Annotated in this window: 19 protein-coding genes; 11 read left to right on the top strand and 8 right to left on the bottom strand. The window is 64.9% G+C overall.

The window, feature by feature from the left end; genetic code table 11:
- Positions 1-7 precede the first annotated feature (7 nt).
- Entirely contained in the window at positions 8-850 is an 843-nt protein-coding gene (locus tag ACE3OO_RS04410; RefSeq protein WP_374300130.1) for a carbon-nitrogen hydrolase family protein, read from the top strand.
- Here ACE3OO_RS04410 and ACE3OO_RS04405 read toward each other — a convergent pair.
- The 3 genes from ACE3OO_RS04405 to ACE3OO_RS04395 form a co-directional block, all read right to left on the bottom strand.
- On the bottom strand, positions 820-1656 hold the full coding sequence (locus tag ACE3OO_RS04405; RefSeq protein ID WP_374300128.1) for an inositol monophosphatase: 837 nt from the start codon (positions 1654-1656) through the stop codon (positions 820-822). The two genes, ACE3OO_RS04410 and ACE3OO_RS04405, sit on opposite strands and share 31 nt — an antisense overlap.
- A 94-nt stretch (positions 1657-1750) precedes the next feature.
- Positions 1751-2308 (bottom strand): GNAT family N-acetyltransferase, encoded by a 558-nt coding sequence (locus tag ACE3OO_RS04400; protein WP_374300126.1) that lies wholly within the window; start codon positions 2306-2308, stop codon positions 1751-1753.
- Positions 2305-2835: a class I SAM-dependent methyltransferase gene (locus ACE3OO_RS04395; protein ID WP_374300124.1), complete on the bottom strand. Its 531-nt coding sequence runs from the start codon at positions 2833-2835 to the stop codon at positions 2305-2307. Before ACE3OO_RS04395 ends, ACE3OO_RS04400 begins: the two co-directional genes overlap by 4 nt.
- A gap of 95 nt (positions 2836-2930) precedes the next feature.
- On the opposite strand from ACE3OO_RS04395, the gene ACE3OO_RS04390 reads away from it, so the two are divergent.
- Positions 2931-3350 carry a DUF1178 family protein gene (locus ACE3OO_RS04390; RefSeq protein ID WP_374300122.1) on the top strand — a complete coding sequence of 140 codons (420 nt, stop codon included), beginning with the start codon at positions 2931-2933 and terminating at the stop codon, positions 3348-3350.
- Positions 3351-3376: 26 nt separating this feature from the next.
- On the opposite strand, the gene ACE3OO_RS04385 is transcribed toward ACE3OO_RS04390, so the two are convergent.
- Entirely contained in the window at positions 3377-3868 is a 492-nt protein-coding gene (locus ACE3OO_RS04385) for a hypothetical protein (RefSeq protein WP_374300120.1), read from the bottom strand.
- 6 nt (positions 3869-3874) lie between these two features.
- Positions 3875-4612: a bifunctional 2-polyprenyl-6-hydroxyphenol methylase/3-demethylubiquinol 3-O-methyltransferase UbiG gene (ubiG, locus tag ACE3OO_RS04380; protein WP_374300118.1), complete on the bottom strand. Its 738-nt coding sequence runs from the start codon at positions 4610-4612 to the stop codon at positions 3875-3877.
- A 153-nt stretch (positions 4613-4765) separates the two neighbouring features.
- On the opposite strand from ubiG, the gene ACE3OO_RS04375 reads away from it, so the two are divergent.
- From ACE3OO_RS04375 to ACE3OO_RS04340, 8 genes are all read left to right on the top strand, one after another.
- Positions 4766-5986: an aspartate kinase gene (locus ACE3OO_RS04375; protein ID WP_374300116.1), complete on the top strand. Its 1221-nt coding sequence runs from the start codon at positions 4766-4768 to the stop codon at positions 5984-5986.
- Positions 5987-6073: 87 nt separating this feature from the next.
- Positions 6074-8341: a phosphoenolpyruvate--protein phosphotransferase gene (gene ptsP, locus ACE3OO_RS04370; RefSeq protein ID WP_374304657.1), complete on the top strand. Its 2268-nt coding sequence runs from the start codon at positions 6074-6076 to the stop codon at positions 8339-8341.
- A 66-nt stretch (positions 8342-8407) separates the two neighbouring features.
- Positions 8408-9496, top strand: a complete 1089-nt coding sequence (locus ACE3OO_RS04365) for a helix-turn-helix domain-containing protein (protein WP_374300114.1) — start codon at positions 8408-8410, stop codon at positions 9494-9496.
- 116 nt (positions 9497-9612) lie between these two features.
- A complete protein-coding gene (gene ispG, locus ACE3OO_RS04360; protein ID WP_374300112.1) occupies positions 9613-10755 on the top strand; it encodes a flavodoxin-dependent (E)-4-hydroxy-3-methylbut-2-enyl-diphosphate synthase in 1143 nt (380 codons plus the stop codon).
- A gap of 29 nt (positions 10756-10784) precedes the next feature.
- Positions 10785-12023: a histidine--tRNA ligase gene (hisS, locus tag ACE3OO_RS04355; RefSeq protein ID WP_374300110.1), complete on the top strand. Its 1239-nt coding sequence runs from the start codon at positions 10785-10787 to the stop codon at positions 12021-12023.
- Between the two features lie 4 nt (positions 12024-12027).
- On the top strand, positions 12028-13116 hold the full coding sequence (gene prfA, locus ACE3OO_RS04350) for a peptide chain release factor 1 (protein ID WP_374300108.1): 1089 nt from the start codon (positions 12028-12030) through the stop codon (positions 13114-13116).
- The gene (prmC, locus tag ACE3OO_RS04345; protein ID WP_374300107.1) at positions 13109-13960 is read left to right on the top strand and encodes a peptide chain release factor N(5)-glutamine methyltransferase; all 852 of its coding nucleotides are present in this window, start codon (positions 13109-13111) and stop codon (positions 13958-13960) included. Before prfA ends, prmC begins: the two co-directional genes overlap by 8 nt.
- A 211-nt stretch (positions 13961-14171) precedes the next feature.
- Entirely contained in the window at positions 14172-14714 is a 543-nt protein-coding gene (locus tag ACE3OO_RS04340; protein ID WP_374300105.1) for a DUF4167 domain-containing protein, read from the top strand.
- Positions 14715-14823: 109 nt separating this feature from the next.
- Here the strand turns inward: ACE3OO_RS04340 and ACE3OO_RS04335 are convergent, their stop codons facing one another.
- Positions 14824-15903, bottom strand: coding sequence for an alpha/beta hydrolase family protein (locus ACE3OO_RS04335; RefSeq protein ID WP_374300103.1), 1080 nt, complete (start codon positions 15901-15903; stop codon positions 14824-14826).
- A gap of 270 nt (positions 15904-16173) precedes the next feature.
- Here ACE3OO_RS04335 and trxA point away from each other — a divergent pair, with 270 nt between their 5' ends.
- Positions 16174-16497, top strand: coding sequence for a thioredoxin TrxA (gene trxA / locus ACE3OO_RS04330; RefSeq protein WP_300298905.1), 324 nt, complete (start codon positions 16174-16176; stop codon positions 16495-16497).
- On the opposite strand, the gene ACE3OO_RS04325 is transcribed toward trxA, so the two are convergent.
- Both ACE3OO_RS04325 and accD read right to left on the bottom strand, forming a co-directional pair.
- Positions 16494-17828, bottom strand: coding sequence for a folylpolyglutamate synthase/dihydrofolate synthase family protein (locus ACE3OO_RS04325; RefSeq protein WP_374300100.1), 1335 nt, complete (start codon positions 17826-17828; stop codon positions 16494-16496). The two genes, trxA and ACE3OO_RS04325, sit on opposite strands and share 4 nt — an antisense overlap.
- Positions 17800-18744, bottom strand: coding sequence for an acetyl-CoA carboxylase, carboxyltransferase subunit beta (gene accD / locus ACE3OO_RS04320; RefSeq protein ID WP_374300099.1), 945 nt, complete (start codon positions 18742-18744; stop codon positions 17800-17802). The genes ACE3OO_RS04325 and accD overlap by 29 nt, the downstream gene beginning before the upstream one ends.
- Between the last annotated feature and the right edge of the window lie 4 nt (positions 18745-18748).

Genomic DNA, 18748 nt, shown 5'->3' with positions numbered 1-18748 from the left:
CAATCGCATGGCGCAGCGCTTCAAGGTCGGCCTGGTCCAGCCCAATATCTGGGATGACATGGATGCCAATATCGCCCATGTCTCCGCATTGGTGCGCAAGGCCAAAGAGGCCGGTGCCGACCTGATCGCCACGCCGGAGAATTCCGGCTTCATGGGTGCCAATGCAGCCGCCAGCGTGGCGGCCGGCCGGCCCGAGGAAAGCCATCCGGCTTTGCAGGCCTTCCGCGCGCTGTCGAAAGAGCTGAATACCTGGCTGCTGGTCGGCTCGCTGGCGATCAAGCCCGAAGGCGCCAACCGCAACTTCAACCGCTCGTATCTGCTGGCGCCCGATGGCGGCATCGCCGCGCGTTACGACAAGATCCATCTCTTCGACGTCGACCTGCCCTCCGGCGAAACCTATCGCGAGTCCAACTCCATCGCGCCAGGTGCCGAGGGCTTGCTGGCGCAGCTGCCCTATGCCACGCTGGGCATGTCAATCTGCTACGACCTGCGGTTCCCGGGCCTGTATCGCGGGCTGGCCCAGGCCGGTGCCGACATCATCTCGATCCCGGCCGCTTTCACCCGCACCACGGGGCAGGCGCACTGGCATGTGCTGCTGCGCGCCCGGGCGATTGAGACCGGCGCCTTCGTGATCGCGCCGGCCATGTGGGGTGACCATCCGGGCAACCGGCAGACCTATGGCCATTCACTGGTGATCGATCCCTGGGGCCGGGTGCTGGCCGATGCCGGCGACGGCGTGGGCGTGGTGACCGCCGAGATCGATCTGGCGCAGGTGGCCAAGGCGCGGGCGCAGATTCCCGCCTGGCGCCACGATCCGGCTTATACCCTGCCGGCGCGCGCCGCCGAATAGCCGTTCGTGTCGCTGAATTGCGGCAGGGCGATCCCGGTCGCCCTGGTGAAGGCCGGCCACAGCGCCGGCGTCAATGCCAGCACCGGCTCGGCCCGCAGCAATCCGCCCAGACCTTCATAGTCGCAGGTGACGCCGCCGGCCTCGCGCACCAGCAGTAGGCCGGCCAGGGCATCCCAGGCCTTCATGCGGTGTTCATAGAATCCGTCCGTGGCCCCTTCGGCGGCCAGGGCCAGCAGCAGCAGACCGCTGCCCAGCCGGCGATACTGGCAATGGGCCGACAGGAGCTGTTCGACCAGCGCGGCATGCGGTCCGGCCGCTTCGCCGTGGCCATAGCCGATGCCGATGCAGGCGCGGTCGAATTGCCGCGTGTCGCTGACGCCGATCGGCTTGCCATTGCAAAAGGCGCCATGGCCCCGCCGCGCGGTATAGAGCCGGTCGGCCATCGCATCGTAGATCAGGCCCAGTTCCAATGTGTCTTTCACCACCAATGCGATGGCTGTGCACCAGTAGGGCAGGCCGCGCACGAAATTGGCCGTGCCGTCGATGGGGTCGATCACCCACAGGGCATCGGTCTCACCGCCGCGTCGGCCGCGTTCCTCGCCCAGGATGCCGTCATGCGGGAAAGCGGATAGAAGGCGCGAGGCGATCAGGTCCTCGGTTTCGGAATCCGCCTGGCTGACGAAATCCTGCACGCCCTTCAGCTTCACGACCAACTCGCCGCGATTGTCGTAAAAGCCGCGCGCCAGCCTGCCGCCTTCGCGGATCACCTGGGCGGCGTGGGTCAGTCGGTGTTCGAGATCGATCATGGCCGTACCTGTGCTGCGTTGCTGCCGGAACGGACGGTGCGGGGCGATGGTAACGCCAACCCCGGCGCGGGCCCAACAGCAAATTTGCGATATTTCATTTCGCCGATATGATGGGCGGATCAGCCTGCCAAGCCTCACGCGGCAGGGCGAACCAGCTCACGATCCGCTCCCACAGTGGCGCCTCGCCATCGTACCGGAATCCCAGTTTTCCCAGCACGCGCTGCGACGCCTTGTTGCCGGGTGCGGTCAGGGCGATCAGCTTGTCCAGCCCATGCGCCTCGAAGGCGTATTGCAACGCGGCACGGCCGGCTTCGGTGGCCAGCCCGCGGCCCCAGACAGTCTTGCTGAACAGATACAGCAGCTCGGTCTGCTCGGCCTCGGCGATCCAGCGCAGGCCGCATTGGCCCAGCAGTCGGCCGCTGGCGCGATCTTCCACCGCCCAGACGCCATAACCGCGTCGTTCCCAGTGGTCGTTGAAATTGTGGATGTTGCTCTTGGCGCGTTCGGCGGCCTCGGCGCGCGGCAGGCCACGGCCGGGCAGCATGTGGCGCATCACCGTATCGTCGCCATAGAAACGCGCCAGGGTTTCCCAGTCGGCGCCGGCGAAGCGCCGCAGCACCAGGCGCTCGGTCTCGATCCGCTGTCCGCTCATCGCTTGATCGCGCAGATACGCTGGCGCATGGCGGGTTTGGGCAGGTTGTCTTCGCCCTGTTCGAAAGCCCGGATGTCGAAGGCGTCGCGGCAGCGGTCGAACAGTTCGTTTTCGGCCAGCAGGAAATCCGGGCTGGCGGGTTTGCCGAAGCGCTCGTTGCCGCGCATGAAGGTCTCGTAGAGCAGCAGGCCGCCGGGCTGCAGCGCGGCGATGATCTGCGGAAACAGCGGCCGCCAGAGATAATTGGTCACCACGATGGCGGCAAAACGACGACCGTCCAGCGGCCAGGGAGCATTTTCGATATCGGCCTGCAGCAACTCGGCGCCGGCCGAGCCCTGCAGGTCGGTCACGCCGCTCAGGTCGCGGTCGAGGAACAGGGTCTTGTGCCCGGCCAGCAGGAACAGCCGGCCATGGCGTCCGCTGCCGCAGGCCAGATCCAGCACGGCGCCGGCATCGGCTGCAACCAGAGGTGCGAACCGTTGAATCCATGGCGACGGCGGCGGGCGGTCAGGAACGCTCTGGCCCATCCATTACCCCCTTGTTGCGCCATTGTGACGGCACCATGTATAAATCACTGCCTCTTATGAAGGACTTGTGCTGTAGCCGAATCGACCGGACGCCCATGATCAAGTACGAACTCAAATGCCGCAAGGACCACGTCTTCGAGGCGTGGTTTTATGACAGCGCCACCTACGACAAGCAGGCGGCGGGCGGCAAGATCGTGTGCCCGGTCTGCAATTCGCGCAAGATCACCAAGGCGCCGATGGCGCCGCGCATCGGCAAGTCGAAGGGCGAAGTCGCCGCCGCTGAGGCCAAGGAAGTGGCCGTCGCCATGAAGGCCCTGCGCGAGTTGCGCGACCATGTGGAGAAAAACGCCGATTACGTCGGCGACCAGTTCGCCGAGGAAGCGCGCAAGATCCATTACGGCGAAGCCGACAAGCGCAACATCTACGGCGAAGCGACCAAGGAAGAAGCCAGGGAGCTGACCGAGGAGGGGATCGACGTGGCGATGATCCCCTGGGTGCCGCGCGGGGACGCTTAGTCCCGAGGGCACCTGCGGCTCTCGCATCAAATTTTCTTTTCGATGCGAACGATCCTGTGTCTTCCCAGTAGGGTTGTGTAAGAAATCCTGACGTAGTCGCCTGCATTCAGGGGATGACTATCGATCGAACTCGCGTCGAATCCGAAACCTCGACGTGGCAGTCTGAAATGCGCCCCCTCTATGCTAAACGACACTGGGAAGGCACCTCGGGTTCCATCCTCTATTGATTGTATGTGCCCTTCTGTGGTGTTGGAGGCGTGATAGCGGGTGACGTACAGCATGAACCCAAAATCGAGCGTCGGGAAGGCACACAAGAATAAGGCCAGGAAAATCCCCAGTTGAAGTAGCCCTTTATCGGGTCGCCTCAAATAGTGTCCTGAAATTGCGTCCGTTATCCAACCCTTCCCCTGGACCACGAGAATCACAAAACAGCCTGTAGCAACCGTTGTAACCAACCCGGAAATCAATTCGAGCAGATCGTCGAAGTCAGCAAATTCGTAGACGAGCTGATACGGCATCGACGTCTACTTCACCGCCACCATCATGTAATTCACATCGGTATCGCCGCTGATGCGCCAGCGGTCGGCCAGCGGGTCGTAGCTGACGCCGGTCACATCCTGCATGGTCAGGCCGGCCTGGCGCAGGCCCTGGGCCAGCTCGTGCGGCTGCACGAATTTCTTCCAGTCATGGGTGCCGCGCGGCAGCCAGCCGAGGATGTATTCCGCGCCCACGATGGCCAGCGCATAGGCTTTCAGTGTGCGGTTCAGGGTGGCGGCGATCAGCAGCCCGCCGGGCTTCACCATCTGGCCGCAGCAGGCCAGGAAACCGTTCAGGTCGGCCACATGCTCCACGACTTCCAGCGTCAGGACGACGTCGAAGCGTTCGCCGCCCGCCGCCAGGGCCTCGGCGCTGGTGCAGCGGTAATCGATCCCCAGCCCGGATTCGGCGGCGTGGGCCCGGGCCACGCCGATATTGCGTTCCGCCGCGTCAGCCCCCAGCACGCTGGCGCCCAGCCGGGCCATCGGCTCGGCCACCAGGCCGCCGCCGCAGCCGATATCCAGCAGCCGCAGGCCCGATAGCGGGGCCTGGGCCGTGACGTCGCGGCCGAAATGGGCAGCGATCCGGTCGCGGATGAAACCGAGTCGTACCGGATTGAATTTGTGCAGGGGGCGAAACTTGCCCTGCGGGTCCCACCATTCCGCTGCCATGGCGGAAAAACGCTCGATTTCGGCGGGGTCGACGCTGGCGGCGGTCTGGCTCATGACTTCCCGGCAAAGGCTTGGTTGGAAACGGGTATTTTTCCCCCCGGTCGGCTTGCCTGGGGAGGGTCCCAAGAGTATTAAGTACCCGCCTTTAAACCGGCAAGTTCCGCCGGCCAATTATCGACAACGGATCGGGAAACGGGATCGAGCGGCATGGCGCGCTTGGTGATGAAATTCGGCGGCACATCGGTCGGCTCGGTCGACCGGATCAAGAATGTCGCGGCTAAGGTGAAGCGCGAGGTCGAGGCCGGCAACCAGGTTGCCGTGGTCGTCTCGGCGATGTCGGGCGAGACCAACCGCCTGGTGGATTTGTGCAAGCAGATCGATCCGGTGCATGACCAGCGCGAATACGACACCGTCGTCGCCTCGGGCGAGCAGGTCACCACCGGCCTGGTCTCCATCGCCCTGCAGGCCGCCGGCGTGAAGGCCCGCTCCTGGCAGGGCTGGCAGGTGCCGATCCGCACCAACGACATGCATGGCAAGGCCCGCATCGAGGAAATCGACGGCTCGGCCATGATCCGGGACATGGAGGCCGGCGTGGTGCCGGTGGTGGCGGGGTTCCAGGGCGTCGGCCCGAACCAGCGCATCGCCACTTTGGGCCGTGGCGGCTCGGACACCTCGGCGGTGGCGCTGGCCGCAGCCCTGAAGGCCGACCGCTGCGACATCTATACGGACGTGGACGGTGTATACACCGCCGATCCGCGCATCGTGAAAAAAGCCCGCAAGCTGGATAAGATCACCTACGAGGAGATGCTGGAACTGGCCTCCCTCGGGGCCAAGGTGCTGCAGACCCGCTCGGTGGAAATGGCGATGAACCACCGGGTGCGGACCCAGGTTCTGTCGAGCTTTGCCGACCTTCCCGGCACGCTCGTAGTCGATGAGGATGAGATCGTGGAAAAGCAGATTGTTTCCGGCGTCACCTATTCGGCCGATGAGGCGAAAGTCACCCTGATCGGTGTGGCCGACCGTCCCGGTATCGCGGCCAACATCTTCGGGCCGCTGTCGGATGCCGGTATCAATGTCGACATGATCGTCCAGAACATCTCCGAGGACGGCAAGAAGACCGACCTGACCTTCACGATGGGCCGCGGTGATCTCGACCGCGCCGTGCAGATCCTGGAAAAGCAGAAGAGCAGCCTGGGCTGGGCCAAGCTGGTGCCGGACAAGAACGTGATCAAGGTCTCGGTTGTCGGCGTCGGCATGCGCAGCCATGCCGGCGTGGCGCACACCATGTTCAAGGCGCTGGCTGAGAAGAACATCAATATCCTCGCCATCACCACCTCCGAGATCAAGGTCAGCGTGCTGATCAGCGCCGATTACACCGAACTCGCGGTGCGCGCCCTGCACACGGCCTTTGGGCTGGATGCCGAATGAAGACGGGCCGCATGAACACGGAGGGCCGATGCGGGGAGGGCGCGCCACACCAGCCGCTCCGGTAATCGTTAGCGGAGACCGGCTGTGATGCCGGGTCGGGCGCCGCCGCCCGGGCCGCGCGGCCTGCTGCGCCGTCTCCGCGAGGTGATGGCGGAAGCCGGCACCGTCGACGAGCGCCTTGGCCGCGTCGTGCGCAACATCGCCGCCAACATGGTGGCGGAAGTCTGCTCCGTCTATCTGCTGCGCAACGACGAACTCGAACTCTACGCCACCGAGGGTCTGAACCCCGAAGCCGTGCACAAGACGCGGCTGAAAGTGGGTGAGGGTCTGGTCGGCGACATCGCCGCCAATGCCCGGCCCCTGATGCTGGCCGATGCGCAGACCCATCCGCAATTCGCCTACAAGCCGGAAACCGGCGAAGAAATCTATCACTCGCTGCTCGGCGTGCCGATCCTGCGCGACAACCGCGTGATCGGCGTTCTGGTCGTGCAGAACCAGACCCGCCGCCAATATGCCGAGGAAGAGGTCGAGGCGCTGGAAACCATCGCCATGGTGCTGGCCGAGATGGTGGCCTCGGGCCAGCTCAGCGGCGGCGAGGATCTGGCGGCGGTCAACCGGGCGTCGACCATGCCGTTCCGCGCCGATGGCCGGCTGCTGTCGGAAGGTCTGGCGATCGGCGTGGCCGTGCTGCACGAGCCGCGCATCCATGTCGAGAAGACCATCGCCGACGACATCCCCTTCGAGAAGCAGCGGCTGGATGCCGCCGTCGCCTCGATGCGCGACCAGGTCAACAAGATGCTGGAAGCGCCTGACAGCGACATCGTCGGCGAAAGCCGCGACGTGCTGGAAACCTACAAGATGTTTGCCCACGATACCGGCTGGCTGGCCAAGCTGCACCAGGCGGTCGAATCCGGCCTGACGGCGGAAGCCGCCGTGATGCGCGTGCAGGGCGACACGCGCCACCGCATGCAGGCGATCACCGATCCGTATCTGCGCGAGCGCCTGGCGGATCTGGACGATCTGGCCAACCGTCTGCTGCTGCATCTGGCCGGCAAGCCCTATCATTCGGCAGCCGAAAACCTGCCTGATAACGCCATCCTGCTGGCGCGCAGCATGGGGCCGGCCGAATTGCTGGATTACGACCGCCGCAAACTGCAGGGCGTGGTGCTGGAGGAAGGCTCCAGCGTCAGCCATGTCGCCATCGTGGCGCGTGCGCTCTCCATTCCCGTGATCGGCGGCGTCGAGGGCGTGATCGCCAAGGTCGAGCCGGGCGATACCGTGGTGGTCGATGGCGACCATGCCCAGGTTTTCGTGCGGCCGGCGCCGGATGTGGTGTCTGCCTTCCATCAGGGCGTTTCCCTGCGCAAGGCGCGGCTGGCGAAATACGCCGCGCAGCGCGATGACCCGCCGATGACCCGCGATGGCCAGCGCATCGCCCTGCTGGTCAATGCCGGCCTGCTGATCGATCTGGCCCATCTGGATGAGACCAATGCCGACGGCATCGGCCTGTATCGCACCGAACTGCAGTTCATGGTGCGGCCGACCATGCCGAAGGCAGAGGCGCAGACCGCGATCTACCGCCGCGTGATCGAACATGCCGGCGAACGGCCGGTGGTGTTCCGCACACTGGATATCGGCGGCGACAAGGTGCTGCCCTATCTTGTGAAATATCCGGAAGAGAACCCGGCCATGGGCTGGCGTGCCATCCGCCTGGCGCTGGATCGGCCGGCTTTGCTGAAGGTGCAGCTGCGCGCCATGCTGGAAGCGGCGGCCGGCCGTTCGCTGCACCTGATGTTCCCGATGATCGCCGAGGTGGATGAATTCCGCCGCGCCCGCCGGCTGCTTGACCGCGAGGTGCAGCGGCTGGTCTCCCTGCGCAAGCCGGTGCCGCTGAAAATCGCGGTGGGCACGATGCTGGAGGTGCCGGCGCTCGCCTGGCAGCTGCCCGCCCTGCTGCCGCTGGTCGATTTCATTTCGGTCGGCTCGAACGACCTGATGCAGTTCATGTTCGCGGCCGATCGCGGCAATCCCAAGCTGGCCGACCGTTACGACCCCATGAGTCCGGCGATGCTGAGTTTCCTGCACTGGGTGGTGCAGCAATGCCATGCGGCCTCCAAGCCGATCACCATGTGCGGCGAGATGGGCAGCCGTCCGCTGGAGGCCATGGCCCTGCTGGGGCTGGGTTTCCGCCGCCTGTCCATGCCGGCCAGCGCGGTGGGGCCGGTCAAGGAAATGCTCCGTAGCCTGGATGTTCCCCGTTTGGCTGATTTTATGTCTAAGCTGTATGCCTCGCCCGATCACAGCATACGCGCCCAACTAGAAGAATTCGCCCGGGAAAACGGGGTAATTGTTTGAAATAGCTGGCCTTGCCGGCCATTTGCCGTAATATGACCAGGCGCGAACAAGGGTAGGCAATCCAGGATGAATGCCCAATCCGGCGAACAGGCGGCTTCGGCGGCAACAACCGTAGCGAATGGCTACGACGGCGTCGGCCATAGCCTGAAAGTGGTACGCGAGCGGCGTGGCCTCACCCTCGCGGATGTATCCGCGCGCCTGCGCATCCGTCGCCCCTATCTTGAAGCCATCGAAGCCGGCCGTTTCAGCGAATTGCCCGGCGCCGTCTATGTCAGCGGCTTCCTACGCCAATATGCCGAATTCCTTGGTCTCGAGCCGGATCAGGTTCTGAAAACCTACCAGTCCGAAGCCGACGGCCAGGTTCAGCGTGTGGTGCTGAATTTCCCGCTGCCGCGTCCGGAAGAACGCACGCCGCGCCTGTGGCTGGTGGTGGGTGCGCTGGTCGTCGCCGGCATCATCTATGTGCTGTGGTATCGTCACCAGGAAACGCTGCGCGTGGGGCAGGACCTGATCCAGGCCGTGCCGGCACGATTGGCCGATCTGGTGCCCAGTCCGCAGCCGATCGCCCCCGCCGTAATCCCGCCGCCGCCGTCGACCGCCGCCGCACCGTCACCGTCCACCACTGCCGTGCCGGCGCCGCTGCCGTCATCGCCCCCAGTCGCCGCTGCTCCGGCACCAGCTGCATCGCCGGTCGCCGCCGTTGCTCCGGCGCCGGCCGCTGCGCCCATTGCTCCGCCCCCCGCACCCGTTGCCGCGGCTTCTGCGCCCGAAACTCCGGCTGCCATTGCCGCAGCTCCGGCAATACCTGCGCCGACGCCAGCGGTCCCAACCCCCGCACCCGCGGCCGCAACCTCGGCCAATGCCAGCTTTGGCGCCGCCGATGCCGAAAAGAGCCGGATCCGTGTCGAAGCGACCGGTCCGGCCTGGATCCAGGTGCGTGGTCCGAATAACGAACAGGTTTTCACCCGCCTGCTGAATGCCGGCGAGCGTTATGTGGTGCCGGATCGCGAGGGACTGACCCTGCTGACCGGCAATGCCGGCGCGGTGCGTATTGTTGTCGATGGTCAGCCATTGCCGCCGTTTGGCGGCGAGGGCGAGGTCAAGCGCGGCATTCCCCTCGACCCCGAGCGGCTGAAAACCGGCGGCCAGGGCTAGTTTTCCGCCTCTCATTACCGGCCCGCTGGCTTGTCATGGCGGGGTAAAGACGCCATGTTACGCCGCATCCGCCCCCGCCCGGCACATGAGCGGGACGGTGGCTTCAGGCAGCAGCAATGAGCATCCGACCGTATCGCGATATCCAGCGCCGCAAATCGCGGCAGATTTTCGTCGGCAAGGTGCCGGTGGGCGGCGACGCGCCGATCACCGTGCAGACCATGACGAACACGCTGACCTCGGATGCGGCGGCCACGATCGACCAGATTCGCCGCTGCGAGGAGGCGGGCGCCGATATCATCCGTGTGTCCTGTCCGGATGAAGATTCGACGAAGGCCCTGAAGGAGATCGTGCGCGCCGCCCGCGTGCCGATCGTGGCTGACATTCATTTCCACTACAAACGCGCCATCGAGGCGGCCGAGGCCGGCGCCGCCTGCCTGCGCATCAATCCGGGCAATATCGGCAGCGCCGAGCGCGTGCGCGAGGTGGTGAAGGCAGCCAAGGATCATGGCTGCTCGATGCGCATCGGCGTGAATGCCGGTTCGCTGGAAAAGCATCTGCTGGAGAAATACGGCGAGCCCTGTCCCGAGGCCATGGTAGAAAGCGCGCTGGACCATGCGCGCATCCTGGAAGATCATGACTTCCGCGAATTCAAGATCAGCGTGAAGGCATCGGATGTCTTTCTCGCCGTCGCCGCCTATCAGGGTCTGGCCGAGGCCTGCGATTATCCACTGCATATCGGCATCACCGAGGCTGGCGGCCAGCGTATTGGCACGGTGAAATCCTCCATCGGCCTTGGCATGCTGCTGTGGTCGGGCATCGGCGACACGTTGCGTGTCTCGCTGTCAGCCCCGCCGGAGGAAGAAGTGCGTGTCGGCTTTGATATTCTGAAGTCGATGAATCTGCGCCATCGCGGCGTGAACGTGATTTCCTGCCCGTCCTGCGCCCGCCAGCAGTTCGATGTGATCAAGACCGTCGAGGTACTGGAAAAACGCTTGGCCCACATCACCACGCCGATGACGCTCAGCGTGATCGGTTGCGTGGTGAACGGTCCGGGCGAAGCGCGCGAGACCGATATCGGCTTCACCGGCGGCGGCAAGGGCTCGCATCAGGTCTATCTGGCAGGCCAGCCGGCGCACCGTTTGCAGAACGAGGATATCGTCGCGCATCTGGTCAAGCTGGTCGAAGACAAGGCGCGCGAGATCGAAGCCGCCCAAAAGAACACCCAGCATTCCGGCGAAGCGGCCGACGCCGCTTCCTAGCTTCCACCTTTCAACGACGGAGACACGCCGTGGCCCAGTTGCAGCCCGTGCGCGGCACGCATGACATTCTGCCTGACGATTATGCGCGGTTCCGCCATGTGGTGGAGATCGCCCGCCAGACCGCGCTTTTGTTCGGCTATCGTGAAATGGCGACGCCGATTTTCGAATTCACCGAGGTCTTTGCCCGTTCGATGGGCGAAACGTCCGATGTCGTTTCCAAGGAGATGTATTCCTTCACCGACAAGGGCGGCGAAGGGCTGACCCTGCGTCCGGAATACACCGCCGGTATCTGCCGCGCCTTCATTTCCAACGGCCTGCTGCAGCATGTGCCCTTCAAGGCGTTCGGCTGGGGCCCGATGTTCCGCTTCGAACGGCCGCAAAAGGGGCGCCAGCGCCAGTTCCATCAGATCGACGTGGAAGTGATCGGTGCGCCCGAGCCGCAGGCCGATGTCGAGGTGATCTCGGTGGCGGCCGAAATCCTGCGCCGATTGGGTATCCTCGACAAATGCGTGCTGGAACTGAACACGCTCGGCGATCCGGAAAGCCGCGTGGGCTATCGCGAGGCGCTGGTGAAGTATTTCTCCGGCCATGTCGACAAGCTGTCGGAAGACAGCCGCAAGCGGCTGGAAAAAAATCCGCTGCGCATCCTGGATTCCAAGGATGAGGGCGACCGCAGGCTGGTAGCCGATGCACCGCTGATCCAGGAATACCTGACGCCGGCGGCACGCGATTTCTTCGCGGCCCTGCAGGATGGGCTGGGCATCGCCGGTGTGCCGTTCAAGGTCAGCCCGCGCCTGGTGCGTGGCCTGGATTACTACACCCACACGGCCTTCGAATTCACCACCGACATGCTGGGCGCCCAGGGCACCGTGCTGGCCGGTGGCCGTTACGACGGCCTGATCGAACAACTCGGCGGCAAGCCTACGCCCGGCATCGGCTGGGCCGGCGGCATCGAGCGCCTGGTGCTGCTCTCCGATCCGCAGCCGGTGCCGCCGCGCAGCGTCGCCATCATTCCGATCGGCGCTGCCGCCGAAGCCGAAGCTGCAAAGCTGGCGACCGAGTTGCGCCGCGCCGATGTGGCAGTGGAGCTGGCTTATGGCGGCAACGCCGGCAAGCGTTTCAAGCGTGCTGATCGGCTGGGCTGCTTCGCCGCCATCGTGATCGGCGACGACGAGCTGGCGAAAGGTATCGTCAAGCTGAAGGATCTGAAAAGCGGCGAGGAGATGGCACTGCCGCGCGGCGATCTGCTGGCGAAAGTGAAAGCCTAACGCCATGGATGTCGCCGGCCTGCCCGAGGCCAAGCTCGACAAGGTGATCGAGCGTTACGAGATGCTGCAGGCCCAAATGTCGGCCGGCGGCCTCGCCGCCGAGGCCTTCGTCAAACTGTCGAAGGAATATGCCGAGATCGAGCCGCTGGTGCAGGGCATCAACGATTGGCGCCGGCTGCGCCGCGAGGTCGCCGATCTGGCAGCCATGCGGGATGATCCGGCTTCCGATCCGGAGATGCGCAACCTGGCCGAGGCAGAATGGAAGCAGGCCCAGGCTGCGCTGCCCGAAGCCGAGCGCCGCGTGCTGATCATGCTGCTGCCCAAGGACGAGGCCGACGAGAAAAATGCCATCCTGGAAGTGCGCGCCGGCACCGGCGGCGACGAGGCGGCATTGTTTGCCCGCGACCTGTTCGAGATGTATCGCGGCTATGCCGCCAAGCATGGCTGGCGTTTCGAGGTGGAGAGTATTTCCGACACCGAGCTTGGCGGTTTCCGCGAGGCCATTGCCACCATCTCGGGCCGCAGCGTCTTCGCCCGGCTGAAATTCGAATCCGGCGTGCATCGCGTGCAGCGGGTGCCCGATACCGAGACGCAAGGGCGCATCCATACCTCGGCGGCCACCGTGGCGGTGCTGCCCGAGGCCGAGGATGTTGATATCGACATCAACGAGAATGATCTGCGCATCGACGTGTATCGGTCTTCGGGCGCTGGCGGCCAGCATGTGAACACGACCGATTCCGCTGTGCGCATCACCCATATTCCGTCCGGCATCGTGGTCGCTCAGCAGACCGAACGCTCGCAGCACAAGAACAAGGCCAAGGCGATGAAGCTGCTGCGCGCCAAGCTTTATGAAGCAGAGCGCGAGAAGCTGGCTTCGGCGCGGGCGGCTGACCGCAAGGGGCAGGTTGGTTCCGGCGACCGGTCGGAGCGGATCCGCACCTACAATTTCCCGCAGGGCCGCGTCACCGATCACCGGATCAACCTGACGCTCTACAAGATCGAGCAGGTGATGACCGGCGAGGCGCTGGACGAGGTGATCGAGGCGCTGATCGCCGAGGATCAGGCCAGTCGCCTGGCCGAATTGAATGCCTGATATTGCCGGCCTGCTGCTTGATGCCACACGCCGCCTGAAAGAGGCCGGTATTGAAGGCCCGCGCCAGGATGCGGTGCTGCTGCTGAGCGAGGCTGCGGGACTGAGCCCCGACCGCGTGCGCCTGCAGCCTGAAACGGCCCTGGCGCCGGATATCGCGGCGCGGTTCGAGGCGCTGATGCAGCGTCGGCTGGCTCGCGAGCCGGTCTCGCAGATACTCGGCCGCCGCGAATTCTGGGGACTTGATTTCCATGTCACCCGCGATGTGCTGGATCCGCGGCCGGATTCCGAAACCCTGGTTGCCGGCGCGCTGGCCGCGATTTCGGATCGCGGTGCAGCCTGGCGGATCGTGGATTTCGGCACCGGCTCGGGCTGCCTGCTGCTCAGTCTGCTGCATGAACTGCCCAATGCAACCGGCCTTGGTGTTGATGCCTCGCCGGCCGCGCTGGAGATTGCGCGCGGCAACGCTGAACAGCTCGGTTTAGCCAGCCGGGTGGATTTTCGACAAGGCGACTGGGGCACTGGCCTCGAGGGGCCGTTCGATATCCTGATCTCGAACCCGCCCTATATCGAAAGCGCCGTGGTGCCTGAACTGGCGCCCGAAGTGGCCCGGCACGAGCCGCGTCTGGCGCTGGATGGCGGGGCGGATGGGCTGGATGCCTATCGGCGGCTGGTGCCGCATATGGCCCGTCTGGCGGCGCCGGGTGCTTTTGCCGCGCTGGAAATCGGCCTGGGGCAAGATGCCGCAGTCTCGGCCCTGCTGGCCGGGGCCGGATTTGCCGGTATTGTCGTGTTACCTGACCTGGCGGGCGTGGGCCGCGTCGTTACCGGGCGGAAATCCCGGTAAATTCCGAGCAAAAAGGGGTTGGCAGCCGCAGCCGCCCCCCTTATCTTGGGATTCGGGATGACGCGGTCCCAAGGAAGCACGCCCAAGGCATTGATCAGGCTTTGATCAAAGGGGTGAGTTGGCCGGGGGCGGATAAGGCAGGCAGCGTCATCGCCTCTTCGACTGAAACCGGGTTTGGATCCGATCGAGAGGCCGACCGTATTACGCGCGGATGTTTGAGCCACGCGATACGGTGCGCAACCAGCCTGATGCGCGATTTGCTGAAAACAAGCGAGATGAACCTGTGAACAACAAGAATCGTCAACGTGGTGGCCGGCCCCAGGGCCGTAGGCCGCATGGTGGTGGCGGCGGCGGTGGCGGCGGGATGAACAATTCCCACCGCAATTTCGACTCCAACGGCCCCGACGTCAAAATCCGCGGCACGGCCAATACCATCTTCGAGCGGTATTGCCAGTTGGCCCGCGATGCCAATGCCTCGGGCGACCGGATCGCGGCAGAGAATTATCTGCAGCATGCCGAACACTATTACCGCATCATGCTGGCCCAGGGCGTGACGCCAATGCAACGCCAGCAGCAGGGCAGCCAGCAACAGCCGCAGGCACAGCAGGGCGGCAACCAGCCTCAGTCCCCGCAACCCCAGCAGGCGCCCGTCGTCGATGGGGAGCAGCCGAGCCTGGAAATGGAACTCGAGGCTGCTCTTGATCCCAATGCCGAAGCGCAGCCGGGCGAACGCGACGAGGCCACCGCAGCCTGATCGGGGCTGCCACGCGCGCCGCGCTCTTATCCAGCAAAAAGGCCGCCGGTACGACCGGCGGCCTTTTTTGTTTGTCTGTTTTGTCCGTGCTGTCCGCCGTGGACGAAGATCAGTTACCCGGCTGCGAATTGCCCTGTTCGGCCATGGCCCAGAGGGCTTCGTCGGCGATGGTGAGCTCGCGGATCGGCAGCATCTCGGTCTCCGGCACCACCGGGGCCAAGGCAATGTCGATCTCCAGTTCCTTGTCCAGCAGGCCGCGATCGCCGCCCAGATGGCGTTCGAAGAAATCGACGGTGCGGGTGATGCTGTCTTCCTTGGCATCGCCACGGAAGGTATGGCCTTCACCCTTGTAGATCTTCACTTCATGCTCGGCGCCGATTTCGCCCAGCAGGCTGGCCAGCTCATAGGCGCGACGCACCGGCACGGTGGCGTCCCGGTCGCCATGCATCACCAGGGTTGGCGGCATGCGGTGCACGCCCCTGCGCTGCACCTCGGATGGCATCGCGCCTACCACGTTCACCACGGCCTGGATGCGCTGATCGCGGCTGCCCAGGCTCAAGGCATGGAAGCCGCCCAGCGACAGGCCAAAGACGCCGATACGCTCGGCATCGACATAGGCTTGCTTGGAAACATACGAGACGGCCTCGGCAATCACGCGCTCACGCTCGTCATGCAGCGTCGGCGCCGCTTTGCGGGCCTGCGGGATGCCGTCGAAATAATGGACCACAAAGGCGGTGATGCCGCGCTCGGCCAGGGCCTTGGCCTGCGGGTAGAACAACGAGCCGTCACCCAGGCCATGGGCGCCATGCAGGATCAGCACGGCCGGCGCGCGGCCATCGGGACCCAACATGTCGGTTTCGGCTTTGACCACATCGACGCGCACCCGGCGGCCGTCGATATTGAAACCATTGGTGTTCTCGGCTTCCGCAGCGCGGCGCGCACCTTCGGCGGATTTCTGGCGGCGCGGGCTGGCTTTCGCCGGCTTGGCATCGGGCTTAGGTGCGACGGCGGCCTTGGCATGGCCGGCGCGCGGCTGGGCCTGAACGGTGACGGGAACCATCGCCATGCTGCCCAGAATCAACGCAAGCGCAGAAACGCGGCAAATCTGCCGCAGGGCATTGCCCATCAGCGCCCTGGTCTTCACCAGCGTCTTGGCATCCAGCAGTGTCGTGGCGTTGCCCCCGGCCATCGATCCCCCGTTAAGCCTTTGTTGAACCTTTTGGCGGGTGTGCCCCGCCGAGCTGTTACGAGTTGTAACAAGGCCCGGCGGGGCTTGTCCACCCTTGATTCGTTGGGCTGATTCCTGGTTTTTCAGGAAAATCATAGGGTTGTTACAATTTTCCCGCCCGCTTGACGCTCTGGGGGCAGCTTCTTACCTTTAGCCACCACGTCGGAATCGCCCGCCGGCCTTGTTTGGACGGGCTGTGCCGGCACCCCCCAGCCCAACGAGGATTTCCGCATGTCCGCGCCCACCAAAGTTACCGATGCCTCCTTCGAAAGCGACGTCCTCAAGTCCTCCAATGCCGTGCTGGTCGACTTCTGGGCCGAGTGGTGTGGCCCCTGCAAGCAGATCGCCCCGGCGCTGGACGAGATTGCCGGCGAGATGGCCGGCAAGCTGACCATTGCCAAGGTCAATATCGACGAGAACCCGATGACGCCATCGAAGTTCGGCGTGCGCGGCATCCCGACCCTGATCCTGTTCAAGGACGGCAAGCCGGTTTCCACCAAGGTCGGCTCGATGCCCAAGAGCCGCATCCTGGAGTGGATCAACTCGGCGATCTAGGAATTCTCCGCCAGGATCCGGCCCGCCAGATACAGCGAGCCGGTTATGACCACGCGGGCCGGGGCAGATGCTGCTTCGGCCCGTATCGTTTCGGCGATCTGCCGCATAGCAGCCTGGGCATTTTCCGCCGGTGCCGCCGCCAGCCCCACGTTGCGGGCTGCCGCAGTCAGGTCTTCGGCCGACAGGGAATTGATCTCACCCGGAATGCTGATGCAGCGGGCGCCGCGCATCAACGGTGCCAGCGGTCGCAGCAGGCCGGCGGCATCCTTGGTGTTCAGCATGCCGGCCAGCAGCCAGGTCGGCTTTGGCGGCAGGATCTTCAGCGTCTCGGCCAGTGCCACGCCGGCCATGGCATTGTGCGCGCCGTCGAGCCAGAGTTCGGTGCCCGGCGGCAGGATATCCACCAGCGGGCCTTTATTCAGGCGCTGCATGCGCGCCGGCCAGTCCACGCCGCGCAGGCCGTGCGCGATGGCATCTGGCGGGATATCGAAACCGGCCAGGTTGCGCGCGCAGGTCACGGCCGTTCCGGCATTGACGATCTGATGCTCACCCAGCAGGGCGGGGCGGGGCAGTCTGATGTCCTGTTCGCCCTGTCGCCAAAGCATGCCGTCGGCGGTTTCGCGCACAGTCCACTCCCGGCCGTGGCGGATCAGCGGTGCGCGGCAGGCCGCCGCCTGGGCTGCGATCACGGCCATTGCTTCGTCAGGCTGGGGTCCTACCACGCAGGGCACGCCCGGTTTGATGATGCCGGCCTTGGCTGCGGCGATTTTCGCGATGGTGTCGCCCAGGAAGGCAACATGGTCGATGCCGATCGGCGTGATAGCCGTGAGGCGTGGCTGTGGGATCACGTTGGTCGTGTCGGCGACGCCGCCCAGGCCGGTTTCCAGCAAAACCAGATCGGCCGGAATTTCAGCAAATGCCAGATAGGCGGCTGCGGTGGTGATCTCGAAAAAGGTGATCGGCTGGCCGGCATTGATGCGTTCGCAATGCTCCAGCAGGGCGATCAGCTTTTCATCGTCGATCAACCTGCCGGCCAGACGGATGCGCTCGTTGAAGCGCACCAGATGCGGCGAGGTATAGGCATGCACGCGATAACCGGCGACTTCTGCCATGGCGCGCAGGAAGGCCGTGGTCGAGCCCTTGCCCTTGCTGCCGGCCACATGGAAGACCGGCGGCAGGGCCAGATGCGGATCGCCCAGCTTTGCCAGCAGGGCGCGGATGCGCTCCAGCGAAAGGTCGATCGCCTTGGGATGCAGCGCCATCAGGCGCTGCAGGATGATCCCAAGATGATCCTTATTGGGTTCAGCGGCCGCGGGGGGCGGGGGCGCCATGGGGAATCTCACCGGTCGGCGGGATTTCCAGGCCCGGACGCGGCAGCGACACCACATCGGCCTTTGGCGCGGGATCGAGCAGCAGGCTGACGATGCGGCCCAGCGTATCGCGCAGCTCGCGGCGATGCACCACCATGTCCAGCATGCCGTGCTCCAGCAGGTATTCGGCGCGCTGGAAGCCCTGCGGCAGGGTTTCGCGGATGGTCTGTTCGATCACGCGCGGGCCGGCAAAGCCGATCAGCGCGCCCGGCTCGGCGATCTGGATGTCGCCCAGCATGGCGTAAGACGCCGTGACGCCGCCGGTGGTGGGATCGGTCAGCACCACGATGAAGGGCAGATGCGCCTCGCGCAGACGCTGCACCGCGATCACGGTGCGCGGCATCTGCATCAGGCTGAGGATGCCTTCCTGCATGCGCGCGCCGCCGGCGGCCGCAAACAGGATCAGGGCCGCGCGCTGGGTGACAGCCAGGTTGGCGGCGGCGATCAGCGCCTCGCCGGTGGCCATGCCCATCGAGCCGCCCATGAAGGCGAAATTCTGCACCGCGATCACCACGTCCTGCTCATGCAGCGTGCCATGGGCAACGGCGAAGGCATCACGCTGGCCGGTCTTGGAGCGGGCATCCTTCAGGCGGTCGGGGTATTTCTTGGAATCGCGGAAATGCAGCGGGTCCTGCAACACATCGGGCAGTTCGATGGTCTGGTATTCGCCCTTGTCGAACAGGGCGGCAAAGCGCTGTTTCGGCCCGACGCGCATGTGGTGGTCGCATTTCGGGCAGACATGCTGGTTCTCTTCCAGCTCCTTGGCATAGATCATCTGTCCGCAATTGGGGCATTTCTTCCACAGATTGTCCGGCGTGTCCTTCTTGGTCGTGAACTCGCGGATCTTGGGCAGGACGGTGCGGGTCAACCAGTTCATGGCG

Source organism: Ferrovibrio sp. (genome assembly GCF_041906005.1).
Taxonomy (GTDB): Bacteria; Pseudomonadota; Alphaproteobacteria; order Ferrovibrionales; family Ferrovibrionaceae; genus Ferrovibrio.
The sequence above is the reverse complement of the archived record's forward strand: the minus strand, read 5'-3'. Positions and strand labels throughout refer to the sequence as shown.